The following is a 24,233-nucleotide window of genomic DNA, read 5'->3' as shown; positions in this document are numbered from 1 at the left end:
GTTTAACTTTGTAAGATTATTTTAATTTTCATGGCAAATTTTTAATAAAAAATAACGCCTCCCTGAAGCAGAGAGGCGTTATTTTATTATCATTAATGGCGGGCTTAATTGAAGTTTTTCTATTTTAGCTACCTTTAGCCAAAACATAAAAAGTACTTATTTGTTTTTATTCTTGAGCATATCACGCAAATTCGCCACACCCATTTTAGTGGTTTTGTCTTTGTGCTCTTGGCTTTTTTTAGTTTCTGTTAGCTCCCAACTTAAATCGTCTTGCGGTAATTCGTGTAAAAATCGACTCGCTTCGGTGCGAGAAACTTCACCATATTGTCGGCGCTCTTTGGCATAAGTAAAAATCAATTCACGTTGCGCACGGGTAATTCCCACATAAGCCAATCGACGCTCTTCTTCAACGTTACCTTCGTCCATACTTGTTTGGTGTGGCAATAAACCTTCTTCCATGCCAATCAAGAAGACATAAGGAAATTCTAGCCCCTTAGAAGCGTGTAGTGTCATTAATTGTACTTGGTCAGCATCATCTTCATCTTCGCCACGTTCCATCATATCCCGCAAGGTTAAGCGGGTTACAATGGCTGGCAATAACATAGGCTCTTCTTCTTCATCCCCTTCAAGCATATTAGTTACCCAACTAAAAAGTTGCGTAACGTTTTTCATGCGCATTTCTGCTGCTTTTGGGCTAGGCGAAGTGTCGTACAGCCAATCTTCATAATTTATTTCACGGATCATCGCTCTAAGCACGGCAGGAGTATCACCTCGCTCCGCGTGATCGCCAGTTTCAACTAACCAACGAGTAAACCTTTGCACATGCACTAAACCACGACCAGTTAAATGCTGTTCAAGCCCCAACTCAAAACTAGCGGCGAACATACTTATTTGCCGCATATTGGCGTAATTACCCAGTTTTTCTAGTGTCGTGGGTCCAATCTCTCTGCGTGGTACATTAACTATTCTTAGAAATGCATTGTCATCATCAGGGTTCACCAGAACACGTAAAAATGCCATCATGTCTTTAATTTCGCTGCGAGAGAAGAATGAAGTCCCGCCGCTGATCTTATAAGGAATACGGTTAAGCATTAATGCTTTTTCTAATAAGCGCGATTGATGATTACCACGATATAAGATCGCATAATTTTTAAATTTACTTTTGTTTAAGAACTTATGACCAATTAATTCACCGACCACTCGCTCAATTTCATGCTCTTCATTTTTTGCTTGAATAACGCGCAGTTCAACGCCATAAGCCAACTCACTAAACAACGCTTTGTCGTAAACATGAGGGTTGTTCGCGATTAAAGTATTGGCACACTTAAGAATACGACCACTTGAGCGGTAATTTTGTTCTAACTTAATCAACTTAAGTTGCGGAAAATCTTCTCCAAGTAAAACAAGATTTTGCGGTTTTGCACCACGCCATGAATATATAGATTGATCGTCATCACCAACAACCGTTAACAAGGCCCGTTCACCCGCGATTAATTTTACTAACTCATATTGGCTGGCATTGGTATCTTGATATTCATCAACCAGTAAGTATTGAATTTTTTTCTGCCAGCGTGCTTTAACGTCAGGAAAGTTTTTTAACAACAAGGTAGGGATTAAGATTAAGTCATCGAAATCAAGCGCGTTATAGGCCTTCATATGTTTTTGATAGAGCTGGTAGAATTCAGCAAACATCGTGGTGTCTGCATCACCAGCCATTTTTATCGCGGAATCAGGTAACATTAAGTCATTTTTCCAATTGGAAATCATGCTCTGTAATTTACTCAGTAAATCTTTATCACCATCAAGCTCATCATGTGTTAATTCTTTTAATAAAGACAACGTGTCTTGGTCGTCAAATAAAGTAAAACCGGGTTTATAACCTAAGGTTTTAATTTCTTTACGAATAATATCAAGACCCAGCGAGTGAAAAGTCGAAACGGTGAGACCTCGCGTTAAACTTTTGTCCATCATCTTAATCACACGTTCTTTCATTTCTCGTGCGGCTTTATTGGTAAAGGTTACTGCCGCAATATTACGAGCTTTGTAATCACATTTTTCAATAAGATAAGCAATTTTCTTACAGATAACCCCTGTTTTACCACTACCCGCGCCGGCTAAGACTAAGCAGGGGCCAGTAACATATTTTACCGCTTCATTTTGTCCGGGGTTAAGTTTCATAGTGTTCAGTTTTTCAGATAATTAGATTTTCAGGGCGATGATTTTACCTTGTTTGCTCTATATCGTATATACCCGCGCACAGGTCAAACTCTACATTGTTAAATATCTTGTAGTTAATAAATTAGCCATTGGCAAAACCATTAAATACATTACAATGAGCTCATTGATGAACTAAGGATAATGATTATGTTTAACGCTAAAAAGATTGAAGAAATCGCCAAACAAGTTTCTGATGCAATTCCACCTAAATTCAAAGATATAGCTGCAGATATTGAAGAAAAAACCAAAGTGGTGTTACAACGAAAATTAACACAGCTTGACGTAGTTTCTCGTGAAGAGTTTGATGTTCAAACACAAGTATTATTAAAAACACGTCAGAAACTGGCTGAGTTAGAAAATAAGCTCGCTGAAATCGAAACTAAGTTAGCTGAATAAAGTCACAAATAGCGATAAGTTATTATCGGTACAACTAACTTATCGCTTCTAAGAGTATGACTAAGTGACTATTTTATATATACGCCGCTCTAAAATAAAGCCCATAATTCCCATGAAAAACAAGAATACACCCGCTATTCGTAGCCATGCATTTATTGGCTGAGCAATCATTTTTTCACTATCAGCACGATAAAGCCGAAGACCTTTTGGTAATGTTACTACATAGTTTTTCCCTAAGAATTTCTCAGACAATATGAATTTTTCGTCCTTACGTTGTGTCATCTCCATCTTCTTTTTATAGTAAAGCTGGTTTTTTACATCTTCTCGCGGGATCATCTTCTCCCAATCATCAAATATATCTTTTGGCTCTCCCGCTAAAACAACGCCTTGAGAATAGTATCCAAACTGTACCTCTGGAAACAATATTTTACTTTGTCCGACATAGAATAAAGTAAGCGCAAGGACAATCAGTGCACTGCATATATAAAGATAACGCCTTTGATTTAACATTTGTGATTGCTGTTGCTGCTTTAACCAATGCTCTATATCAGGTATTTGCTTAAGCTGAGACTCAGCGTAGCGTCTGTCGAATGCAGCTATAAAATCAGCTAAAGATAACTCATAAGCGGCTAATAACCTTCTAAAAATATCATTTGATGGCATTGACTTATCATTTTCTAACTTTGATAAATAAGATTGCTCTATTCCCGTTAAATCAGCTAAATCAGGCTGACTTAATGCTTTTTCATTTCTAAGTTTTTTTAACTGTTCACCAAGCGTCATTTGCTTTTCCTTTTTAGATTAAGTATTAAAATGCCGTCGACAGCAGACTTATTCTTGGTTATTCCTGCAATAATATAAAGGTGAATATTTAAGAATATTGTTGAATATAGAAATGTTGTTAGGGTTATTTGACATAAATGTTTATTGTCATTGCTTACCCATAAAAAAGCAGCCACCGGCTGCTTTTTTATTTTAAGGATAAACTTAATTTAATTGATATCTTTTAGTTTCTCAATATATTGTAGCTTCTCAATATTTAGCATAACGCGGCAATAGAATTCTTCGGGACAAAAAGGTTTTCGTAGAAAATCATCGGCACCATTTTTAATGAATCGTGCTGATTGAAAACTCTTTTCTGAACTCGCTACCGCTATAATGATTAACTCATTAATTGGGTGTTTGGCTCTAATTTTATGTACTAATTCTAAGCCACTCACCCCGGTTAAATCTTGCTCAAGGATCACAATTTTTATATCTGGTTGCTCCTCAAGCTTTTTAATTGCTTTGGTACCATCTTCAACATCATAAACTGTAAAGTTTCTTCGTTTAAGTAACTGACAAACATGATTTCTTGAGGCTAAAGAATCATCAACGACTAAAACACCAATTTTTGGGTTATGAAGTTGACCATGAAGGATTCGAAGTAAGTAATGATAAGCCTGAGCATTCGTTTTTGTAATGTAATCAATAATGGGTTGGTTAAGTAATTTCTTATGTGTAGCGTCATCAATTCGGCCCGTCATGATAATACTGGGAATATTGTGTTGAACAATATAGGGAACAACTTCACCATTAGGCGCATCAGGTAAACCATAATCAAGCGTCGCTAAGAAAAAACTATGCTCTTGGGCGAGCAACACTTTAACATGAGCAAAGGTGTGAGCGATGGTCACGGAATATCCTAAGGAAACAGCAATTTTTTCAATAACTAGCGCAATTGACTTACTGTCCTCAACAACGAGCAATCTTTTTTGGGTCATATAAAACTCACTCGCATTAGTAAAACTTAATTATAAATTACTATACCTGAGAGTTTCACTAAGTAAACTTATATTACCCGGTGGCTCTTCTTTGCTTAACTGCTTCTGCTAAACAAAGAGAATTGTCGTCATTAAAGTAAACAATAAAACAAGTTAATCTATCTTCTTTATGTAACAAGCAGCCAATGGCTGCTTGTTAACTTTTAAAGGTAAACTCGCTTAAATCTACCGCAGGTTACAACTTCATTGGCTGCATTTGTTTATAGGTTAGGCTACGCCATAACCATTCCATGGGACCAAAGCGGTAGCGGTTTAACCACCATTTAGATAATATTATTTGAGTCACTATAATGGCTATAACAATAAGCATTTGCGGTGCTCTTGATATCTCACCGTATTGCCCTCCCGCATAACCATAAAAGATACTCGTTAAAATAACTGAGTGCATTAAATAATTGGTTAATGCCATTTGCCCCATGGGTGAAAATGCGACAAAAAACTGCTGCCACTTTTGTTTGTTTAACGCACAAACAACGAGACCTAAATATCCTGCCGAAAGTAAATATTGGCCGATATAAAAAAGTGTTTGCCCAACACCTTGCAGCACGACTGAAATAGCTGCGGCAGGGTGTTGAATAATTAAGATGCTAGCAACATTTAATGGAATACCAACGCATAAACCGACTTTAGCCAAGAGACTAAAAAATTTATGATGCTCTTGGTGTTTGGTTATTTTTTCTGTCACCACCAGCCAAAAACCTAAGATAAATATTGGTATTAAAACGAACAACGACATAATAGGCGTGAACATCAACATAAATCCCAGAAAGCCAAGCCGGTATTCTGTAGCTTGCCAATAACTATTTTGCATAAAGGCACTATCTTCTTCAGCAATATCCGCCTGTAATGCTTTACGTTGCTCAATAGTTTCAGCAATAGTGATTTCTCTCAGTTCTTCATCGGTAAGTATAGCTTCTTCAGCACTAGACTCTTCACTATCAATAGCATCGTTCTTTTCTAATATAACATCAGTATTTGTCAGTAATTGCTGTTCAACTGCTGTATATATATCAAGGTCGTTTTGCCATATTTCTTGATACTTAGACTCGTTAAAAACCATGCCCAATATAGAACCCAAAAAACTCACCAGAAAAAGAGGGATCATTAGCCACATTAAGGCTAGTTTTAAATAAGCTTTTGGGTCTTCTGTTTTTTTATAGGTAACCCAAGCTAATAGGATTAAACCCGCGATAGCGTACTGGTGTAAAATATCACCGCCCCATAAAAAAATCATATGGGCTATACCGATGAGCAGCAATACCAACATACGACGAACAAACCAAGCACCAAAGGGTCGACCTGCATCTTTGGCACGTAACAACATAACAGCAAAGCCCATTCCAAAGATAAGGGCAAATAATTTATAAAATTTACCTTCAACAAAACAACGAATTAACCAACCAATTGCATGGTCAATACCAGTTAATGTTGTATCGTGTCCGCCTAAAGAAATAATTGCACGGTTAAACCATTCAATATTCATCAATAAAATACCAACGAGAGCTAGGCCGCGTAAAATATCTAAGGCATCAACACGTTTATGTTTATCCAAGGGTTTTAACTTAGAGGGGGGTATTACCGATTCATCTTCTTGGCTTACTTGCATCATGAATTGTCCATATAGTTTTTATGGATATAGAATAAACTAATTTTTCTGCAATTGAAAAGTATAAAATATAAGAAGCCACTTCAATTAAAGTGGCTTTAGTATATGATCAGTAAAGGTTATTTAAATAATCGCTCGATTTAATTTAAAAATGCTTGATAGGCTTTATTTTCGGTTTCTTCTTGCCACTCATAACCTAAATCTTTTAAATGATTAAAAAAGGCAAGCTGGTCATCATTATTCACTTCAAAGCCAGCTAATACTTGCCCGAAAGCCGCACCATGATTACGGTAATGAAATAAAGTAATATTCCAATGCTCACCTAAGGTATCTAAGAACTTTTCCAATGCACCTGGATATTCAGGAAACTGAAAACGAAAAATACGCTCTGGCGTTGGTGAAGAATTTTGGCCACCAATCATATAGCGGACATGAAGTTTAGCTAATTCGTTATCAGTAAGATCTGTTGCTCGATAATCTCTTTTAGTTAACTGTGACAGTAAGTGATTTCGATCATCTTCACCACTGGTTCTAACACCTACAAAAATATTAGCACTTTTATGGCTGCCATCGGCTTTTGTTGCATAACGGTAATTAAACTCAGTGATCACTCGTCCATCTAAGGCATGACAGAAGGTTCTAAAACTACCTTTCTTTTCTGGAATTTTTACTGCGAGCACCGCTTCTTTTTGCTCACCTAATTCACATCGCTCTGAAATATATCGTAACGTGTGAAAATTCATATTAGCGCCAGACAGAATAGCAACTAATGCTTCATCTCCAGCACTGGTTTTACAATACTTCTGTAAGCCCGCCAGTGACAATGCGCCAGCAGGTTCTGAAATCACGCGCGTCTGTTCAAAGATGTCTTTGATAGAAGTACAAATTTCATCGGTTGTTACCGTGATCACGTCATCGCAATAATGTTTAATGACATTGAAGGTATTTTCACCAATCCTCTTTACGGCAACCCCATCAGCAAACAGTCCCACTTGTTCTAAGTCGACCGGTTTACCGGCTTCCATAGCGGCTTTCAAGCAAGCAGAGTCTTCTGCTTCAACACCGATAACTTTTATATTGGGTCGTAGTTGCTTTAAATAAACCGACATACCTGCTAGTAAACCGCCACCACCGACTGGAACAAAAACAACGTCAATTTTTGGGTGCTGCTGTAAAAGTTCTTTGGCAACCGTGCCTTGTCCAGCGATAATATCGATATCATCAAAAGGAGGAACTATTGTTTTATTTTCATCTCGGGCAAAATCTAATGAAGCAACTTGCGCTTCATTGAAACTTTTACCGACTAAGCGCACTTCGGCGCCAAAACGACGTACATTATCAACTTTTATATCAGGTGTTGTTATTGGCATAACAATCGTGGCTTTAATACCGAGCTTATTTGCTGCAAGTGCCAAGCCCTGAGCATGATTACCGGCAGAAGCGGCAATCACCCCATGAATACACTGCTCTTCAGTTAAATTAACAAGCTTATTATAAGCACCACGGATCTTAAAAGAATGAACCGGTTGCTGGTCTTCACGTTTAAGGAAAATTTGATTGCCTAAACGTGATGACAACTTAGTTAATGATGTTAATTCACTTTCTATAGCAACATCATAAACGGGTGCCAATAGAATTCTTCGTAAATAGTCGAGCCCTTGTTCTTGAGTTTCTTTCGCAAGCACTAAAGCTTGCTGTTCAGCTTCAGTCATTATATTTATTCCAAAAGGTCATCAAGAAATTCACCTTACGCCCCAACTAAACCGTCAAGTAAATCACGGTTACGTACTGCACCTTTGTCAGCACTTGTTGCTAACATCGCGTAATTTTTCAAGGCATAGCTAATTGGGCGTACACGGTTAAGTGGTTTCCAAGCATCCTTGCCTTTTGCTTCCATGTTAGTGCGACGTTCAGCTAAAACTGCTTCGCTGACGTTTAATGTAATATCGCGATTAGGAATATCGATATGAATAATGTCACCTTGTTCAACTAAGGCAATCATACCGCCACTGCCAGCTTCAGGAGAAACATGGCCAATAGATAAACCAGAAGTGCCACCAGAGAAACGGCCATCGGTTAATAAGGCACATTCTTTACCTAACCCCATAGATTTTAAGTAAGTGGTTGGGTAAAGCATTTCTTGCATACCAGGACCCCCTTTAGGGCCTTCGTAACGAATAACAACCACTTCGCCAGCAACAACCTTGCCCGCTAAAATACCTGAAACCGCATCATCTTGGCTTTCAAAAACATGAGCTGGACCGGTAAAGACTAAATTATCATCTGATACACCCGCCGTTTTAACAACACAACCATCAGGGGCAATATTACCGGCTAATACCGCTAAGCCACCCTCTAATGAATACGCGTGTTCAAGTGAACGTATACAGCCGTTTTCACGATCGTCATCAACAGTATCCCAACGACAGTCTTGACTAAAAGCTTTAGTGGTACGAATACCTGCGGGGCCTGCACGGAAAAAGTCGATCACGCTTTGGTCTTTAGTTAACGTTATATCATATTTTTCTAGCATTTCATCAAGTGTTAAACCCAGTACGTTTTTGATGTCCATGGTTAATAAATTAGCGCGAGCTAATTCACCTAAAATTGCAATGACACCACCAGCGCGATGTACGTCTTCCATATGGTATTTAGGTGTAGAAGGAGCAACTTTACATAACTGCGGGACAACTCTTGATAAGCGATCCATATCTTTCATGGTGAAATCAATATCAGCTTCTTGCGCAGCGGCGATTAAATGCAACACGGTATTTGTTGAACCACCCATAGCAATATCTAAACAAGTGGCATTTTCGAACGCCGCTTTGTTAGCAATATTACGTGGCAACGCCGACTCGTCATTTTCTTGATAGTAGCGCTTAGTTAATTTAACAATTTCTTTACCCGCGTTTAAGAACAGTTGTTCACGGTCAGCATGGGTTGCAAGCATTGAACCGTTACCCGGTTGTGCTAAACCTAACGCTTCTGCTAAACAGTTCATTGAATTAGCAGTAAACATGCCCGAACAAGAACCACAAGTAGGACAAGCCGAACGTTCAACTTGGTCACTTTGCGCGTCAGAGACTTTTGGGTCAGCACCTTGGATCATCGCATCAACAAGGTCAAGTTTGATAATTTGGTTAGAAAGCTTAGTTTTACCAGCTTCCATTGGGCCACCGGAAACAAAAATCACTGGAATATTTAAGCGCATAGCCGCCATTAACATACCCGGCGTGATTTTGTCACAGTTTGAAATACAGACCATAGCATCGGCACAATGCGCATTAACCATATATTCAACCGAGTCGGCAATTAAATCACGCGAAGGTAAACTGTAAAGCATACCGCTGTGACCCATGGCAATACCATCATCAACCGCAATGGTATTAAATTCTTTAGCGACACCACCCGCTTTTTCAATAGCGCCGGCAACAAGCTGTCCCATATCTTTTAAATGCACATGACCGGGTACAAACTGAGTAAAGGAGTTAACAACCGCAATAATTGGTTTGCCAAAATCATTATCCGTCATTCCTGTTGCGCGCCATAAAGCACGAGCCCCAGCCATATTACGGCCTTGAGTAGAAGTTGCAGATCTTAATTTAGGCATGATATTTACATTCCAATTGATAATGTGAATTAATATTGTGAAAAATTTTATTTTGAAAGCTACTGTTCCAAGAAGCTCTTAAAATAAAACCTTATCGGTTTTATTTATAGTTTACGGTGATAGCAACTCTTCAACATTTGCCACTTTAGCAAAGAAGGCGTAACGGGCTTATCGCCAGAAGCGAGTATTGCCGATGCCGGTAAAGTGGTAATGACAACGAGTTGCTTTTATTACCGTTATTTAACGGGATCTAACCAATTATCTGGAACAGTAGTCGTTCCGTTGAAAATACCAAAAAATGCTTCTTGAATAGCTTTAGTGATCGGTCCACGGGTACCATTACCGACAAGCATTCCGTCCACTGATTTTACTGGTACAACTTCCGTTGCTGTGCCACACATAAAGAACTCATCAACTAAGTACAATGACTCACGAGAAATTGGCTCTTCACGTACTTCATAACCCAATTGTTCTGCAAGAAAAAATACAGTATCGCGGGTTAAACCTTGTAAAATCGAAGCCGTTCCAGGAGGGGTATAAAGAATACCTTTGCGGATCAAAAATAAGTTTTGACCGGCTCCTTCACTAACCATATTATTGATATCAAGTGCGACACCTTCAGCATAACCATGACGAGCAGCTTCAGCTGAAATCAGTTGTGATGAAAGGTAATTACCACCGGCTTTTGCTGCTGTTGGCATAGTGTTAGGTGCTAATCGATTCCAACTTGACACTCCAACTTCTACACCATTCTCAATAGCATCAGCGCCTAGGTAAGCTTCCCAACTAAATGCTGCAATCATTACATCAGCTTTTGCATCAATAGGTGGACGTAACCCCATACCGATATCACCCAAAAAAGCCAACGGACGTAAGTAAGCAGAAGCTAAACCATTTTCAGCAACGGCATCTTTACAGGCTTGAACAATTTCTTCTTGGGTAAAAGGGATATTCATTCGATAGATTTTTGCTGAATCAAATAAACGTTTAATATGTTCTTCTAAACGAAAAATACACGTACCTTTATGAGTATCATAAGCACGGATACCTTCAAATACCGAGGAACCATAATGCAAAGCGTGACTCATTACATGCACGGTAGCATTTTTCCAAGGCATGAGTTCACCATTAAACCAAATTAGTTCTGCATTTACTTTAGCCATTTTTCTTCCTAATTTATAATATTTTTAACGAGTTAGCTGTAGTTTAATTACCCAACCAACTCTGAATTTTTATGGGTGCTTGTTGCGCAATTATTATAACTGGTTATGAGCGACATTACTTCGTGGTATTTTTGTCTACCTTGACGTCTTTGATATCAATCAGTTTATTAATTTGATCAACTAAAAGTGAAATAGGTCGCTCACTTCGCACCATTAATTCTATAGTGCCGATATTTGTACCGGTATTAACTCGCGCCTTAATGCCTTCGATTAGGAAGCCTCGGTAGCGGGTGACTTGTAAAATACGCTCTAACACCACTTGCTTATCATCAGCCTTTATACGTAATTGATAATGATTCATCTTAAGTACTCTCCATCATTTTATCATTGGCTGTATTGGGTGGAACTAGTGGCCAAACATTATCTGCGGCATCTATTTTAACTTGTAAAAGATAAGGCCCGTTATGCGCTAACATCTCTTCAATCGCCTCAGAAACCTCTGCCTTAGAGCTTATCTGTTTAGCTTTAATGTCAAATGCATTTGCAAGCATGACAAAATCAGGGTTATCAGAAAGATCTGTTTCACTTAAACGTCCATCAAAAAATAAATCTTGCCATTGGCGGACCATACCTAATTTGGCATTATCAATGAGGACAATTTTTACCGGTAGCTGAAAACGCTTTATTGTTGAGAGTTCTTGCACATTCATCATGATAGAGCCATCGCCTGAAACAGTAATAATACAATCTGTTGGTCGGCTAACTTGTGCACCGATCGCGGCCGGCAAGCCAAAGCCCATGGTGCCCATTCCAGCACTGGTTAAAAAGTTACTAGGGTGATCAAATGACATATGCTGTGCCGCCCACATTTGATGTTGACCAACATCAGTGGTAACACAACTGTTTAGCGGCATTTTATCGCTCAACTCTTTAAGTACCGCTGGTGCAAAAATAGTGCTGCCAGGATGATTATAATCCCAAGAAAAATCAGCTTTCATTTGCTGACATTTTTGTTGCCAACTTTTGATTTCTAAAGGAATCGATAAGGCAGGTAAATTAGTTTTTAAATCACCTAAGATCGCTGAATCAGCGGCTCGGCGTTTATTAATCTCGGCTGTATCTATATCAAAATGAATAACTTTCGCATGGGGCGCAAACTCAGTTAATTTCCCAGTAACTCGGTCATCAAAACGTGCACCAACAACAACCAATAAATCACTTTCTTGTACCGCTAAGTTTGCCGCTTTAGTGCCGTGCATGCCTAACATGCCAAGATAGTTTTCATTATTAGGCGAAATAGCACCTAAACCTTTTAATGTTGAAACACTCGGTATATGGGTAATATCAATAAAATCGCGTAATTCATCGACCGCGTTTGCCATACCTACACCGCCACCCACATACAAAACAGGCTGTTTTGCATGACAAAGCATAGCGATTGCAGAACCAACATTAGCCGGTGGTAAATTAACTTTATTTTTCAAGGTTGAAACTACACTGCCTTGGCTAACCACATGCGCAATTTGAATGTCTTTTGGGATATCGACAAGAACAGGACCTTGTCTCCCTTCCAATGCTATAGCAAAGGCTTGATGTAAAACTTTTTCAAGATCATTAATATCTGTTACCTGAAAAGAATGCTTAGTACAGGCGAGTGATAAACCAAAAATATCGATTTCCTGAAAAGCATCAGAGCCCATCACCGAAGTAGCAACTTGTCCAGTTATGGCAACAATAGGAATTGAATCGGCAAGGGCGTCAGCAAGGCCAGTAATTAAATTAGTTGCCCCCGGTCCAGAAGTCGCAAAACAAACCCCTACTTTACCGGATGCTCTTGCATAACCTACTGCTGAAAATGCCGCACCTTGCTCATGACGACACAAGAAGTGTTGGATGTCACTGTCGGTAAGTGCATCATAAATTGGCATTATAGCGCCACCAGGATAACCAAAAACATGCTCAACACCGTGCTGCTGAAGTACGTCAAAAAGTAATGAACCGCCTGTTTGTTTCTTTTCACTTGTCATCTTTTTTTTAACCCACCCAACTGAATACATTTTGCATAACCGTTAGTTTGAGCTTTCTCCTTTGCGCTGAGTTGGTATGATTTATTGATATAAAATATTGATATTAAAACTGACCATCATTATTTTCATCTTTATCTATAAAAAAACCCCCGTTCCTTTCGGAGCGAGGGTTTGTTTTTTGCTTTAGTTTTTCTTAGCTCAACAAACAACCTCGCGATGATTTAATAATCACCACGACGAGAATGTTAATAATCACTGAACTAAATTTTTGCATGTTTATTCAATTACCTTGATTCTTTATAAAAACAAAATGAAAAACTTTTAAATTTGTTGGCTATTGCACTGCCTATTTAAATTAGTACCATAGCTCTAATATTAAGTGCAAGTTTTTTTACTAGCGTTTTTTAATTGAAATAAATAATTTAGTTATATGATGCGTTAGCACTTTAGATAAATCCTGCCTAAACTTAACTTACAGGATGCTAACTAAATGGATTTGTTATGAGCTTAGCTTGTATTTATAGCAGAGCCCGGGTTGGGCTTGAATCTCCCCTTGTCACTGTCGAAGTGCATTTAGCCAATGGACTGCCGGTATTTAATATTGTCGGTTTACCAGAAACCTCGGTACGTGAATCAAAAGATCGGGTGCGCAGCGCTATCATCAATTGTGGTTATCAGTTCCCCGCAAAGCGAATTACCATAAATCTAGCCCCTGCTGATTTACCTAAAGAAGGAGGTCGCTTCGACTTACCGATAGCGCTTGGTATTTTGGTTGCCAGTAAGCAACTGCCTAATACAGATTTAAGCCAATATGAGTTTGCTGGCGAACTTGCGCTTTCCGGTGAATTGCGTGAAATTATTGGTGAAATTCCAATGGCAATTGCTTGCGCTAACGCTAAAAGAACCTTAGTTATTCCTAAACAAAATGCTGAACAAGCGAGTTGGGTTAAGCAGGCCAATATTTTATCAATAGAACATTTAAGTCAATTATACCCACACTTTTTAAAGCAACGCTCGCTACCTTTGGTGTCTGCAAAAGCAGTAGAGCATTATCAAGTGCCTACCAGTAAAGACATTGCTGATGTTATTGGCCAACCACTGGCAAAAAGAGCTCTAGAAATCTCCGCTTGTGGCGCGCACAATCTACTTTTTATTGGGCCACCCGGTACGGGCAAAACCATGCTAGCGAGCCGTTTACCTGGAATATTACCACCAATGAGCGAAAGTGAAGCGTTAGAGGCTGCAGCTATCGCTTCGATTAGCCATCAAAAAATCAATCATAAATCTTGGTTAACTCGCCCCTTTCGCGCTCCCCATCATACGGCTTCTTCTGCGGCACTGGTTGGTGGTGGCAGCCAACCACAAGCGGGAGAGATTTCATTGGCGCATAATGGCGTATTATTTCTGGATGAATTACCAGAATTTGCTCGTAAAGTGCTCGATGTTTTACGTGAACCCATGGAATCAGCCGAAGTTACCATTTCTAGAGCAATGTACAAACAAACCTTTCCAGCAAAATTTCAATTAGTAGCTGCGATGAATCCTAGCCCAACCGGATTTTACAATGATAACCGCAGCACACCTGAACAAGTGCTACGCTATTTAAATCGCCTATCGGGGCCTTTTCTTGACCGAATTGACATTCAAATTGAGGTGACCCGTTTACCCAAGGGTATGTGGGCAAAGGATGATCATAACAATGAAAGTTCTGCGCAAATACAGAAAAGGGTTGCGCTGTGTAGAGAATTACAATTACAGCGGCAAGGGAAAGCAAATGCTCACTTAGGGAGTGCTGAAACACGGATATTTTGCAAACTGAGTACTGATGAGCATGAGTTTTTAGAGCTTGCCGTTGAAAAACTTGGTTTGTCTACCCGTGCCCACCATAAAATATTAAAGATAGCGCGCACCTTGGCAGACATGAATAGTATTGAAGATATTCAACATGAACATATCATTGAAGCGCTGTCTTATCGCGCAATGGACCGATTACTGAGACACCTAACCGATGCTGTTTCTTTTTAACCGGACATCACAATTAATAAGATTAAAGTCGTCATATTGAATATATCTGGCATTAGCATCTTATCAAAAAGCCTTCTAGCCAATAACAATGGCTATTCTCTAGCGATAAAGCGGTTGCTGAGACTATTTAATTGCCTCAAAGAAGGCTTTGACTAAGGTTTGTTCTCGACTTTGGTTTAAACAACAAATGCCGAGGTCGAACGGCTCAATGTCGCCAACATTTTGTAAATATTGCACCCGGTCTTTTACCGGGCTATTTTCAACAACAACTTTTGGGGCCATGCCGACACCACAACCTAAAGCAACCATGCTAACAAGCGCTTCATGACCCGAAACTGTTGCATAAATATTGGGTTTACCTTGTTGCTTTTTACGATACCAAAGTTCAAAACGCTTACGCGCCGCACCATGCTCAGCTAAAATAATCGGTACTTCAGACCAAATAATTGTTTCGTCTTGTAATTGTTGCTGAACTCGACAAGCCATCGTTGGTGCAATAACGGCCAACGGCACAGTAGCAATATGCTGAAAATAAAACATTCTTGATAAGCTTTCAGGTTTTACACCAAAAGCAAAATCTACCAACTTTTGCTGTACTTGGTCAAAGGCATCAGCAGCATCACCGGTCGTTAATACAATTTCAACTAGCGGGTGTTGTTGGCGAAAGCGTTCCAATAGCGGTGGTAAATGACTATAAGCGGCAGTAACAGAACAATAAATGTGAAGTTTACCCTGTAGTTCAGCCTGCTTTTGGTCGAGCGACAATTGCAATAATTGCCATTGCTCAAGTTGCTGTTCGGCATATTTATAAAATAACATGCCTGCCTCAGTTAGCACGACTGAACGATTATCACGATGTAATAGCAAACAACCTAACTGATCTTCCAGCCTTTGAATAATTCGACTTAAGGTAGAAGTACTGACATGGTGCGCTTCAGCGGTTTTCCCAAAATGAAGACTGTGGGTTAAATGCACAAACATTTTTAACGATTTAAGATCCATTATTTACTCTTACCATTCATTGACAACATTTTACCCACCAATCGTTGCACTTTATGCAACACCACCTTGCGAATATATCATTTTAAGCAACATTAATCTTGCGCTATGATAACTCCATCGTCGGAAAGACCGATAAAGCCATTAAATAATCACATCGCCAGCATTACGTTGAGTCGATTTGAGACAAAAGGATAACCCAATGAGCAATTATTTTAACACCTTAAGTTTACGTGAAAAATTAGGTCAGTTAGGCAAATGTCGTTTTATGCAGCGTGAAGAATTCAGCGATGGCTGTAATTTTATTAAAGACTGGAATATTGTCATTGTCGGTTGTGGCGCGCAAGGGCTAAACCAAGGTTTGAACATGCGTGATTCGGGTTTAAATATCTCTTACGCATTACGCGAAGCTGCCATTTCATCAAAACGTCAATCTTGGCAATGGGCGACAGAGAACGGTTTTACCGTAGGTACATACGCAGAATTAATACCACAAGCTGACTTAGTGCTTAATTTAACACCAGACAAGCAACATACATCTGCTGTTACTGCTGTTATGCCTCATATGAAACATGGTTCAACTTTAGCCTACTCACACGGTTTTAATATCGTTGAAGAAGGTATGAAAATTCGTGAAGATATTACTGTAGTCATGGTTGCCCCTAAATGTCCGGGTACTGAAGTACGTGAAGAATACAAACGTGGTTTTGGTGTACCTACTTTAATTGCTGTTCACCCTGAGAATGATCCACAAGGTAACGGCTTAGCAATAGCTAAGGCTTACGCATCAGCTACTGGTGGCGATCGTGCCGGCGTACTTGAATCATCATTTATTGCTGAAGTGAAGTCTGACTTAATGGGCGAGCAAACTATTTTATGTGGCATGTTGCAAACCGCAGCAGTACTTGGCCATAAGCAGTTAGTTGCGCAAGGTATGGATGCTGCGTATGCACGTAAGCTATTACAATACGGCATTGAAACAACAACGGAAGGCTTAAAGCATGGCGGTATTACCAATATGATGGACCGTTTATCAAACCCTGCTAAAGTTAAAGCGTTTGATATGTCTGAAGCATTAAAAGTCATCTTACGTCCGTTATTTGAAAAACATATGGACGATATTATCGAAGGTCGCTTCTCTGCCACTATGATGGAAGATTGGGCAAATGATGATGTGAACTTATTAAAATGGCGTGAAGAAACAGCTGAGTCTTCTTTTGAAAAAGCAGCTGATTGCGACATTGAAATTACCGAACAAGAATACTACGACAAAGGCATCTTTGTGGTAGCTATGGTAAAAGCCGGTGTTGAACTAGCCTTTGAAGCTATGGTTGCTGCGGGTATCATTGAGGAGTCAGCGTATTATGAGTCATTACACGAAACACCGTTAATTGCTAACTGTATTGCCCGTAACAAATTGTACGAAATGAACGTAGTCATTTCAGATACCGCTGAATACGGTAACTATTTATTTACCCATGCTGCACAACCTTTACTTAGTGATTTCGTCAGCAAATTGTCACTTGAAGAATTAGGTGAAGGCTTAAAGGAAAGCTCAAATGGCGTTGATAACGTACGCTTGATTGAAGTTAACGAAGCAATTCGCAGCCATGGTGTCGAAAGCGTAGGTAAAAAATTACGTGGCTACATGACAGATATGAAACGCATTGTAGAGTCGAATCAATAAAATAAAATAAAACGAGCGTTGTAGGTCACTAAAGGTAAACACTTAGGCCAGAGAGTCTAATGGTATTATTTTCTGGCCAGCAAGTGCTACACTGCAGCGCTTTATTTTATATCAAAGAGGAAAATTATCATGACAGAATTAAAGAATGTAACACTGACCAAGGCCGCTAATGTTTATTTTGACGGCAACGTAACTAGCAGAAAAGTAACGCTAGCAGATGGTTCAGTAGTAACCTTAGGCATTATGATGCCTGGTGAGTATACCTTTGCTACGGCAGAAAAAGAATTGATGGAAATTATCGCTGGTGAGGTTGAAATATTATTACCTAACGAGACGCAATGGCAAAGCATTTCTGCAGGTGGACACTTTTATGTCGACGCCGATGCTAAATTTGATATCAAAGTAAAAGCGTTAGCTGATTATTGCTGTTCTTATATAGCAGCATAAAGCCACATCTATTGGCTTTAACAGTACCTCCGAAGATAATGGAGGTGCTTATCATTAGCTTAAGTCACCCTTATCGACAAAAACTCACTGATACCTTAAAAGTGACACCTTCTTAAAACGGACTTCGACATTTAACGTTAAGTTATCATTATAATTTAACTCGCTCTTGCCGATAACCGCTAAACCTTATTTAACACCTCGCCACTAAAAACATTGCTGATTTACTATCAATAATACTCATTTAATGAAAAAATCATCTTTAATAGCCATTGCTGAATATAAATAATGAAACTCAATAAAACCACGCAAAAAATCGATAATAATGTTTGTAAAGCACTTAAATTAGCCTGCGAAGACTTCACTAACGAAGTTGATGGTTTCTGTTGGCTAACCCACCGCGCTAATTACACTAATTTTCCCGCAAGTTTAGTGGTGACCTGTATTTTCGATATCGATGCAGAAGTGATTGCAGCGAAAGAACAAAAAGTTGATGATCACTTGCGTGATGTCATTCAAAAGCAGTTACTCAAAGTGGGTATTGTCTTAAAAAACGTTCGCCACAATGTCCATTTAGATAGTGAAGAGTCTTGCTTACGTGACCATAGTGGTCAATGGCCTGAACGTCTAAAATTAAGAGTGACTAAGCAAAAGCCAACACAAAGTAAACAGTTTGGCCGCTAGAGCCTCAGTTAATTACCCCGTTACCTAGCCTTATAAAACAACCATATCATCACGATGAATAATCACTTTACTGGGACAACAGCCTAATAAAGTGATTATCTGTTCACTATTACACCCCATAATACGCAATAAATCTCGTTGACTGTATTGGCAAATACCTTTAGCAATCAAATTTTTAGAATGCGCGTCAATAATATCAACAGACTCTCCAGCGACAAAATCACCGTCAACTTGACTGACACCTGAGGGTAATAGCGAAGCTCCTTCATTAACCACAGCATGCACTGCACCGGCATCAAGATGTACTTTTCCGCTGCTTTTTAAGGTATGTTTTAACCAGTGTTTGCGTGCTTTGGTCGCCGCTTGTTTGGCACTAAAATGTGTACCTGGGTTTTCACCTTTTAATATCTGTTGAAAAACTTCACTACGACTACCATTTAAAATATAAGTCTCTATGCCATTTTCAACCGCTTTTTCGGCGGCCTGAATTTTTGTTTTCATACCACCGGTGGCAATAACGTTATTTGTTGTTCCAGCCATGGCATGAATTTCAGCGGTAATTTCGTGAATTTCAGGGAGTAACCTTGCCTTAGGGTTTTCACGCGGGTCTTGATCATAAACACCGTCGATATCGCTTAAGATGAATAAGCAGTCAGCTTCACTCACTAAAGCGACTAAGGCGGCTAAATTATCGTTATCACCGACTTTCAATTCATCGGTCGCGACCGTGTCATTTTCATTAACAATAGGAATAACACCATTTTCCAATAAAATGCGTAGGGTGTTTTTAATATTGATGTAGCGCTGGCGATCTTTTAAATCTCCATGGGTAATAAGTAACTGGCTACAAGGAACATCAAAAAATCGCTGCCAATTCGCCATCATTTTCATTTGCCCAACAGATGCCATCGCTTGTTTAGTGGGAATAGAGGGTACGGGAGAGCCGTGCTTAATTAATTGTCGTCCTGCAGCAACACTGCCCGATGAAACGATAATAATTTCTTTACCTGCCTGTTGGCATTCGGTAATAAAACGAGCAATAGCAAGAATATACTTACCACTACAGCCCTTATTGTCTGGTGCAACTAAAGCACTGCCTACTTTAATTACCGCACGATTAAAATTCATTGTTGTTCCCCTATGATCCAGCCCATAGCATGCCTCGATATGCAGGTAATTTGCAATCAACTTTTTGCCATAATATAGATGAGTTTATCCTTTTTAGGCTGTTGACTTGTTATATCGAATTAATTCGGTATTTATATCCTTTAAAACTTAAGAAATGGCGAGTTACTTAACTTGAAATAACAAGATGGTGTTTTTTACCTCATTCTAAAATATCAATAATAGACGCCTAAAACGCCTTTCTCTGCTAATGATTAACATTAAGCCTAGTTAACTTTCACTCATTTCAACAACTTGATGAATAATCGTTTTCAAACGGTTGTTAATCGTGATTAATTTATTTCACTGTTTTTGCTGAAAATTACTTCAAATCAGATTATGATCGGACATCTATTTATTTTTGTTATATTGAGCAAGTATTCCATGTTGAATTTTTTACCTCCGCTACTTATTCATATTATTTCGCTAACAATTTATACCGTTAATACGCTTTTCTGGTTAATACCTATTATTATATTTTCATTTTGTAAGGCTATTATTCCCTTAACCTTTGCTAAAAAAATATTCAGCTATTTATTAGATCAAATGGCAAGCAATTGGGTGGGTGTTAACACCTTCATTCAAAAGCTCTTTAATAAAACAGAAATTAAGGTAACCGGCTTAGATCAACTAACCATGAAAGAATGGTATTTGGTAGTCTGTAATCACCAAAGCTGGGTTGATATTGTTATCTTGCAGCGAGTCATGCATCGCAAAATTCCTTTTTTGAAATTCTTCTTAAAAAAAGAACTTATTTTTGTGCCTTTTTTAGGCTTGGCTTGGTGGGCCCTCGACTTTCCATTTATGAAGCGTTATAGCCAATCTTTCATTAAAAAGAACCCTCATTTAAAAGGCAAAGACGTTGAAACCACACGTAAAGCTTGTGCTAAATTCAAGCATAAACCCGTCAGTATAATGAACTTTATAGAAGGAACACGCTTCACTAACGAAAAGCACGATAAGCAAAATTCCACTTTTAAACATCTACTTAAACCTAAAGCTGGTGGCATAGGTTTTGTGCTAGAAGCCATGGGCGGCAACTTGCATAAAATAGTCAATGTTACCATTCATTACCCAGAGGGGATCCCTACTTTTAGTGATTTTTTAGCGGGAAAAATTAAACAGGTAAATGTCGATGTAGAGGTTTCAAACATTGGGGATGATCTTGTTGGCGACTATGTGCGCGATCGACATTTTAAAATAAAATTTCAAAAGTGGGTTAATCAATTATGGCTTGATAAAGACCAAAAACTTATCGAGTTTAATAATGATAATACCGCTAAATAACATTGAAATTGAAAAAGGAAACTTAAATGAGTGAACTCATTAGCACATGGTTAACTAACCAAGGTATCGCCGAAGCGTATTTAGCGATGGCCACCATTTTTGTTGGTTGCATGCTCATTTTTGTCATTTCAGCATTGGGTTACTACCTCGCAAAATATCAGGTATTAGCTTTTGTTAACAAAATGGTCAGCAAAACAAAAAATACTTGGGATGATGTTTTATTAGAGCATAATGTTTTTTCTCGCTTCGCTTTTTTAATTCCGTTATTCGTACTACTGTTTTTAACGCCTATTTTACTGCCCGAACAAGCATTACTTGGCGCCGTTTTAGTGGTTTTTGTAAAAATAGCTCTCAGCTTTCAAATTGCACGTTCTATTAGTGCTATTTTAAACGTCATTAGAAGTCTTTATCAAAATACTGCGCGTGACCGCTACTTACCCTTAAGCTCAACGATACAAGTGATAAAACTGGTTATTTATTTGGTTGCTACGATTCTATCTATTTCATTTATTTTAGATAAGTCACCTATTTATTTACTCAGTGGTTTAGGTGCATTAACTGCTGTTTTATTATTAGTATTTCAGGACACGATTAAAGGTTTAGTCGCTAGTATTCAAATATCAGCAAACAAAATGGTCGCGCCTGGTGACTGGATTGAAATTCCTAATTATGGTGCTGATGGCGATGTTATTGAGATTGGTTTAAATACGGTTAAAGTAAAAAACTTCGATAATACAGTGACAACCGTTCCTACGTACGCCTTAATAAACGGCTCATTTAAGAATTGGCGAGGCATGCTCAATTCAGGTGGTCGACGCATTAAGCGTAGCATTATTATTGATATCAACAGTATTTCATTTTATCAAAGTGCTGAGATTGAAAAACTTAAAGAAATCAGTTTATTAAAAGATTATTTACAGCAAAAATCTGATGAAATCACCACGAGTTTAAAAACGGCTAATTTATCTAACGATAATGTTAATAGCCGGCAGTTAACCAATGTCGGAACTTTTCGCGCTTATATTACCGCTTACTTAGCTAAACATGAAAAAATACATGATGAGATGACTTGTATGGTCAGGCAATTAGCGGCAACCGACTCAGGCTTACCGCTGGAGATATATTGTTTCAGTAATGACCAAAACTGGAAGAATTATGAGGGTATACAAGCCGATATTTTTGACCATTTATTCGCTATGGCGCCGGTATTCAGTTTACGTGTTTTTCAACATCCTACCGGCTATGACTGGCAAAAAAGTCGCTCGAGTCGACAACTTTAACGTTGACGAACTACGCCTTCTTGCATCGTTGAGGCAACAAGCTGTCCTTGACGATTAAAAATTTGCCCTTTAACTAAGCCTCGACCGCCACTTGCTGACGGACTATCCATAACGTAAAGCAGCCAATCATCAAAACGAAATGGGCGATGAAACCACATGGCATGGTCAATCGTGGCAATCTGTAAATTGGGTTGCCAATGACTCAAGCCGTGTGGAAATAAAGCCGTTGGTAAAAACAAGAAGTCAGAAGTATAAGCCAGCATATAGGTATGAATACGTAAATCATCAGATAAGGTGCCGTTTGCTTTTATCCACATCTGAGACTTAGGTGCTGTCTTTTCGGGTTGCAGCCAATTATAAGGTTTAACAGGACGCATTTCGATGGGCTTTTCAGCTAAAAATTTACCTCTAATTTCTTCAGGTATTTTATCTTGGTTGTCGAAAATGAAATCTGTGTAAGACGCTAAATCTTCAGGTGCGGGTACATCGGGCATAAGATCTTGATGCTCAATGCCTTTTTCATATTGTTGAAAAGAGGCCGTCATATAGAATATATCTTTACCGTTTTGAATTGCTTTAACACGCCGGGTGCTAAAACTTTTACCATCACGGATATTTTCGACTTCATAAACAACCGGCTTACTGGCATCTCCTGGACGTAGAAAATAAGAATGAAGCGAGTGAACATTACGTGCTGAATCAACTGTTTCTTGAGCGGCAGAAACAGCTTGTCCCATTACTTGACCACCAAACAGCGCACGAAAGCCTAAATCTTGGCTTTGACCACGATAAATTCCTTGTTCGATTACCTCTAATTCTAATAATGAAGATAAATCATCCAACACTTGACTCATAATATTTAGCACTCACTGATATAAAATTTTGACTATAGCATATTTATAATTTATATCTTTAGCGACATTTTAAAATTGTTGAAAATTCATACGCTGCAAGGTAGTATCTAGGGAATAAGAAAATTATTGACTAAAAATACGAAGAGATCTCAATGGAAGCGCTATTAGAAAGAGAAGTATTGTTAGAAAGAAGGCAAGGTAGTAATGAGGAACAGTCGCTATGGGACAGGCTTTCTCTTGCACAAAAATTTGCCGCCAGTAGCATGACTCAGTTTGGTTACGACTTATCTTTTATTAGAAATAGCAATAACGGCAGCTTAGCCATATTACAATGCAATGGTAAAACAGCAACCATTAACGGTGAAGGTGAAGTAGACTCAACACCAAGTATAATTATTCGTCCTTAGTTATTCATCCTTGATTAAAGGCAAATACCTAGCCTACTTTCAGAGATACATGAAAAGATGCCCCTATTAGGCATCTTTTTTAGTTTTAGTCAGTAATAAAGCTTCAATTAAAGAAATATACCCCGTCAAATTATTACTTGACCACATACGTCTTACGCTGGCATCTTGCTTAGCAACATGCGCCGCGAACCTTTTAAAAGCGCCGTCGTCAAAATTTCCATAACACTTTTTAGTGATTGACTGCAGTTTACCTTTTCCTTTTAAACACTCAATAAAAATCGAGGCATAGTTATTAACCAGTGGTGAAATAATTTCAATCGTCTCAGGTTCTAATGCCTGACAATTTTTAATTATTTGTAATCGATTTTTAACAAAATCTTCGTGTCGCTTGGCAATTATTGCCATAGAGTCTATATAAAACTTATTTTCTTTCTGACTACTACTGAGCTCTTTTTTCACACTAAATAATTCGCGTTGCAGACCTTCTGCTCGAAAATAAAAATAAATACTCAAAGCTACAAAAATAGCAGCAATGGACAATACAAAAATCATATTAAGCC

The 24,233-nt window shown here is 38.6% G+C and carries 21 protein-coding genes; 8 read left to right on the top strand and 13 right to left on the bottom strand.

Annotation, left to right across the window (positions count from 1 at the left end; all coding sequences use genetic code 11):
- Window positions 1–156: 156 nt before the first annotated feature.
- Window positions 157–2,178 (bottom strand): DNA helicase Rep, encoded by a 2,022-nt coding sequence (rep, locus tag H4J76_RS07225; protein ID WP_182221364.1) that lies wholly within the window; start codon window positions 2,176–2,178, stop codon window positions 157–159.
- A 186-nt stretch (window positions 2,179–2,364) separates the two neighbouring features.
- Between rep and H4J76_RS07220 the strand changes: the two genes are divergently transcribed.
- Entirely contained in the window at window positions 2,365–2,613 is a 249-nt protein-coding gene (locus tag H4J76_RS07220) for a ubiquinone biosynthesis accessory factor UbiK (protein ID WP_070375387.1), read from the top strand.
- A gap of 60 nt (window positions 2,614–2,673) precedes the next feature.
- Here the strand turns inward: H4J76_RS07220 and H4J76_RS07215 are convergent, their stop codons facing one another.
- The 8 genes from H4J76_RS07215 to ilvG all read right to left on the bottom strand — a co-directional run bounded on the left by H4J76_RS07215 (window position 2,674) and on the right by ilvG (window position 12,842).
- Entirely contained in the window at window positions 2,674–3,396 is a 723-nt protein-coding gene (locus H4J76_RS07215) for a helix-turn-helix domain-containing protein (RefSeq protein WP_182214588.1), read from the bottom strand.
- Between the two features lie 209 nt (window positions 3,397–3,605).
- Complete coding sequence (locus H4J76_RS07210) at window positions 3,606–4,376, bottom strand: response regulator (protein ID WP_070375385.1); 771 nt, start codon at window positions 4,374–4,376, stop codon at window positions 3,606–3,608.
- A 235-nt stretch (window positions 4,377–4,611) separates the two neighbouring features.
- Window positions 4,612–6,045 carry a DUF418 domain-containing protein gene (locus H4J76_RS19875; RefSeq protein WP_259364914.1) on the bottom strand — a complete coding sequence of 478 codons (1,434 nt, stop codon included), beginning with the start codon at window positions 6,043–6,045 and terminating at the stop codon, window positions 4,612–4,614.
- Window positions 6,046–6,182: 137 nt separating this feature from the next.
- On the bottom strand, window positions 6,183–7,754 hold the full coding sequence (ilvA, locus tag H4J76_RS07200; RefSeq protein ID WP_182230325.1) for a threonine ammonia-lyase, biosynthetic: 1,572 nt from the start codon (window positions 7,752–7,754) through the stop codon (window positions 6,183–6,185).
- Window positions 7,755–7,789: 35 nt separating this feature from the next.
- Window positions 7,790–9,652: a dihydroxy-acid dehydratase gene (ilvD, locus tag H4J76_RS07195; protein WP_070375383.1), complete on the bottom strand. Its 1,863-nt coding sequence runs from the start codon at window positions 9,650–9,652 to the stop codon at window positions 7,790–7,792.
- 236 nt (window positions 9,653–9,888) lie between these two features.
- The gene (locus H4J76_RS07190) at window positions 9,889–10,815 is read right to left on the bottom strand and encodes a branched-chain amino acid transaminase (RefSeq protein WP_070375382.1); all 927 of its coding nucleotides are present in this window, start codon (window positions 10,813–10,815) and stop codon (window positions 9,889–9,891) included.
- 115 nt (window positions 10,816–10,930) lie between these two features.
- Window positions 10,931–11,176: an acetolactate synthase 2 small subunit gene (ilvM, locus tag H4J76_RS07185; RefSeq protein ID WP_070375381.1), complete on the bottom strand. Its 246-nt coding sequence runs from the start codon at window positions 11,174–11,176 to the stop codon at window positions 10,931–10,933.
- Between the two features lies 1 nt (window position 11,177).
- Window positions 11,178–12,842: an acetolactate synthase 2 catalytic subunit gene (gene ilvG / locus H4J76_RS07180; RefSeq protein ID WP_070377107.1), complete on the bottom strand. Its 1,665-nt coding sequence runs from the start codon at window positions 12,840–12,842 to the stop codon at window positions 11,178–11,180.
- A gap of 501 nt (window positions 12,843–13,343) precedes the next feature.
- On the opposite strand from ilvG, the gene H4J76_RS07175 reads away from it, so the two are divergent.
- Window positions 13,344–14,867: a YifB family Mg chelatase-like AAA ATPase gene (locus tag H4J76_RS07175; protein ID WP_182214590.1), complete on the top strand. Its 1,524-nt coding sequence runs from the start codon at window positions 13,344–13,346 to the stop codon at window positions 14,865–14,867.
- A 123-nt stretch (window positions 14,868–14,990) separates the two neighbouring features.
- Here the strand turns inward: H4J76_RS07175 and ilvY are convergent, their stop codons facing one another.
- Window positions 14,991–15,869 carry an HTH-type transcriptional activator IlvY gene (ilvY, locus tag H4J76_RS07170; protein WP_070375379.1) on the bottom strand — a complete coding sequence of 293 codons (879 nt, stop codon included), beginning with the start codon at window positions 15,867–15,869 and terminating at the stop codon, window positions 14,991–14,993.
- A gap of 199 nt (window positions 15,870–16,068) precedes the next feature.
- Between ilvY and ilvC the strand changes: the two genes are divergently transcribed.
- The 3 genes from ilvC to H4J76_RS07155 all read left to right on the top strand — a co-directional run bounded on the left by ilvC (window position 16,069) and on the right by H4J76_RS07155 (window position 18,681).
- Window positions 16,069–17,553 carry a ketol-acid reductoisomerase gene (ilvC, locus tag H4J76_RS07165; RefSeq protein ID WP_182230324.1) on the top strand — a complete coding sequence of 495 codons (1,485 nt, stop codon included), beginning with the start codon at window positions 16,069–16,071 and terminating at the stop codon, window positions 17,551–17,553.
- Between the two features lie 129 nt (window positions 17,554–17,682).
- Window positions 17,683–18,000: a pyrimidine/purine nucleoside phosphorylase gene (locus tag H4J76_RS07160; RefSeq protein ID WP_182230323.1), complete on the top strand. Its 318-nt coding sequence runs from the start codon at window positions 17,683–17,685 to the stop codon at window positions 17,998–18,000.
- 285 nt (window positions 18,001–18,285) lie between these two features.
- On the top strand, window positions 18,286–18,681 hold the full coding sequence (locus H4J76_RS07155; protein WP_182214593.1) for a Fis family transcriptional regulator: 396 nt from the start codon (window positions 18,286–18,288) through the stop codon (window positions 18,679–18,681).
- A 30-nt stretch (window positions 18,682–18,711) separates the two neighbouring features.
- Here H4J76_RS07155 and proB read toward each other — a convergent pair whose 3' ends face one another.
- Window positions 18,712–19,809, bottom strand: a complete 1,098-nt coding sequence (gene proB / locus H4J76_RS07150; RefSeq protein WP_182230322.1) for a glutamate 5-kinase — start codon at window positions 19,807–19,809, stop codon at window positions 18,712–18,714.
- 420 nt (window positions 19,810–20,229) lie between these two features.
- Here proB and H4J76_RS07145 point away from each other — a divergent pair, with 420 nt between their 5' ends.
- Window positions 20,230–21,132 (top strand): acyltransferase, encoded by a 903-nt coding sequence (locus H4J76_RS07145; protein WP_182214597.1) that lies wholly within the window; start codon window positions 20,230–20,232, stop codon window positions 21,130–21,132.
- A gap of 26 nt (window positions 21,133–21,158) precedes the next feature.
- A complete protein-coding gene (locus H4J76_RS07140) occupies window positions 21,159–22,412 on the top strand; it encodes a mechanosensitive ion channel family protein (protein ID WP_182230321.1) in 1,254 nt (417 codons plus the stop codon).
- Here H4J76_RS07140 and tesB read toward each other — a convergent pair.
- Window positions 22,409–23,266, bottom strand: coding sequence for an acyl-CoA thioesterase II (tesB, locus tag H4J76_RS07135; RefSeq protein WP_182217117.1), 858 nt, complete (start codon window positions 23,264–23,266; stop codon window positions 22,409–22,411). The two genes, H4J76_RS07140 and tesB, sit on opposite strands and share 4 nt — an antisense overlap.
- A 152-nt stretch (window positions 23,267–23,418) precedes the next feature.
- Between tesB and H4J76_RS07130 the strand changes: the two genes are divergently transcribed.
- Window positions 23,419–23,673: a hypothetical protein gene (locus H4J76_RS07130; protein WP_070375371.1), complete on the top strand. Its 255-nt coding sequence runs from the start codon at window positions 23,419–23,421 to the stop codon at window positions 23,671–23,673.
- Between the two features lie 66 nt (window positions 23,674–23,739).
- Here H4J76_RS07130 and H4J76_RS07125 read toward each other — a convergent pair whose 3' ends face one another.
- Window positions 23,740–24,225 carry a hypothetical protein gene (locus H4J76_RS07125; protein ID WP_182230320.1) on the bottom strand — a complete coding sequence of 162 codons (486 nt, stop codon included), beginning with the start codon at window positions 24,223–24,225 and terminating at the stop codon, window positions 23,740–23,742.
- Window positions 24,226–24,233 lie beyond the last annotated feature (8 nt).

Source organism: Colwellia sp. BRX9-1 (assembly GCF_014077195.1).
GTDB lineage: Bacteria > Pseudomonadota > Gammaproteobacteria > Enterobacterales > Alteromonadaceae > Colwellia_A.
The sequence above is the reverse complement of the archived record's forward strand: the minus strand, read 5'-3'. Positions and strand labels throughout refer to the sequence as shown.

Excerpts from the sequence above, each read along its gene's own strand:
- H4J76_RS07215 (WP_182214588.1), bottom strand. The coding sequence starts at position 3,396 with ATGACGCTTGGTGAACAGTTAAAAAAACTTAGAAATGAAAAAGCATTA.
- ilvY (WP_070375379.1), bottom strand. The coding sequence starts at position 15,869 with ATGGATCTTAAATCGTTAAAAATGTTTGTGCATTTAACCCACAGTCTT.
- H4J76_RS07175 (WP_182214590.1), top strand. The coding sequence starts at position 13,344 with ATGAGCTTAGCTTGTATTTATAGCAGAGCCCGGGTTGGGCTTGAATCT.
- tesB (WP_182217117.1), bottom strand. The coding sequence starts at position 23,266 with ATGAGTCAAGTGTTGGATGATTTATCTTCATTATTAGAATTAGAGGTA.
- H4J76_RS07130 (WP_070375371.1), top strand. The coding sequence starts at position 23,419 with ATGGAAGCGCTATTAGAAAGAGAAGTATTGTTAGAAAGAAGGCAAGGT.
- H4J76_RS19875 (WP_259364914.1), bottom strand. The coding sequence starts at position 6,045 with ATGATGCAAGTAAGCCAAGAAGATGAATCGGTAATACCCCCCTCTAAG.
- H4J76_RS07210 (WP_070375385.1), bottom strand. The coding sequence starts at position 4,376 with ATGACCCAAAAAAGATTGCTCGTTGTTGAGGACAGTAAGTCAATTGCG.
- ilvD (WP_070375383.1), bottom strand. The coding sequence starts at position 9,652 with ATGCCTAAATTAAGATCTGCAACTTCTACTCAAGGCCGTAATATGGCT.
- ilvC (WP_182230324.1), top strand. The coding sequence starts at position 16,069 with ATGAGCAATTATTTTAACACCTTAAGTTTACGTGAAAAATTAGGTCAG.
- H4J76_RS07155 (WP_182214593.1), top strand. The coding sequence starts at position 18,286 with ATGAAACTCAATAAAACCACGCAAAAAATCGATAATAATGTTTGTAAA.
- H4J76_RS07125 (WP_182230320.1), bottom strand. The coding sequence starts at position 24,225 with ATGATTTTTGTATTGTCCATTGCTGCTATTTTTGTAGCTTTGAGTATT.
- rep (WP_182221364.1), bottom strand. The coding sequence starts at position 2,178 with ATGAAACTTAACCCCGGACAAAATGAAGCGGTAAAATATGTTACTGGC.
- ilvM (WP_070375381.1), bottom strand. The coding sequence starts at position 11,176 with ATGAATCATTATCAATTACGTATAAAGGCTGATGATAAGCAAGTGGTG.
- H4J76_RS07145 (WP_182214597.1), top strand. The coding sequence starts at position 20,230 with ATGTTGAATTTTTTACCTCCGCTACTTATTCATATTATTTCGCTAACA.
- proB (WP_182230322.1), bottom strand. The coding sequence starts at position 19,809 with ATGAATTTTAATCGTGCGGTAATTAAAGTAGGCAGTGCTTTAGTTGCA.
- ilvA (WP_182230325.1), bottom strand. The coding sequence starts at position 7,754 with ATGACTGAAGCTGAACAGCAAGCTTTAGTGCTTGCGAAAGAAACTCAA.
- ilvG (WP_070377107.1), bottom strand. The coding sequence starts at position 12,842 with ATGACAAGTGAAAAGAAACAAACAGGCGGTTCATTACTTTTTGACGTA.
- H4J76_RS07190 (WP_070375382.1), bottom strand. The coding sequence starts at position 10,815 with ATGGCTAAAGTAAATGCAGAACTAATTTGGTTTAATGGTGAACTCATG.
- H4J76_RS07160 (WP_182230323.1), top strand. The coding sequence starts at position 17,683 with ATGACAGAATTAAAGAATGTAACACTGACCAAGGCCGCTAATGTTTAT.
- H4J76_RS07140 (WP_182230321.1), top strand. The coding sequence starts at position 21,159 with ATGAGTGAACTCATTAGCACATGGTTAACTAACCAAGGTATCGCCGAA.
- H4J76_RS07220 (WP_070375387.1), top strand. The coding sequence starts at position 2,365 with ATGTTTAACGCTAAAAAGATTGAAGAAATCGCCAAACAAGTTTCTGAT.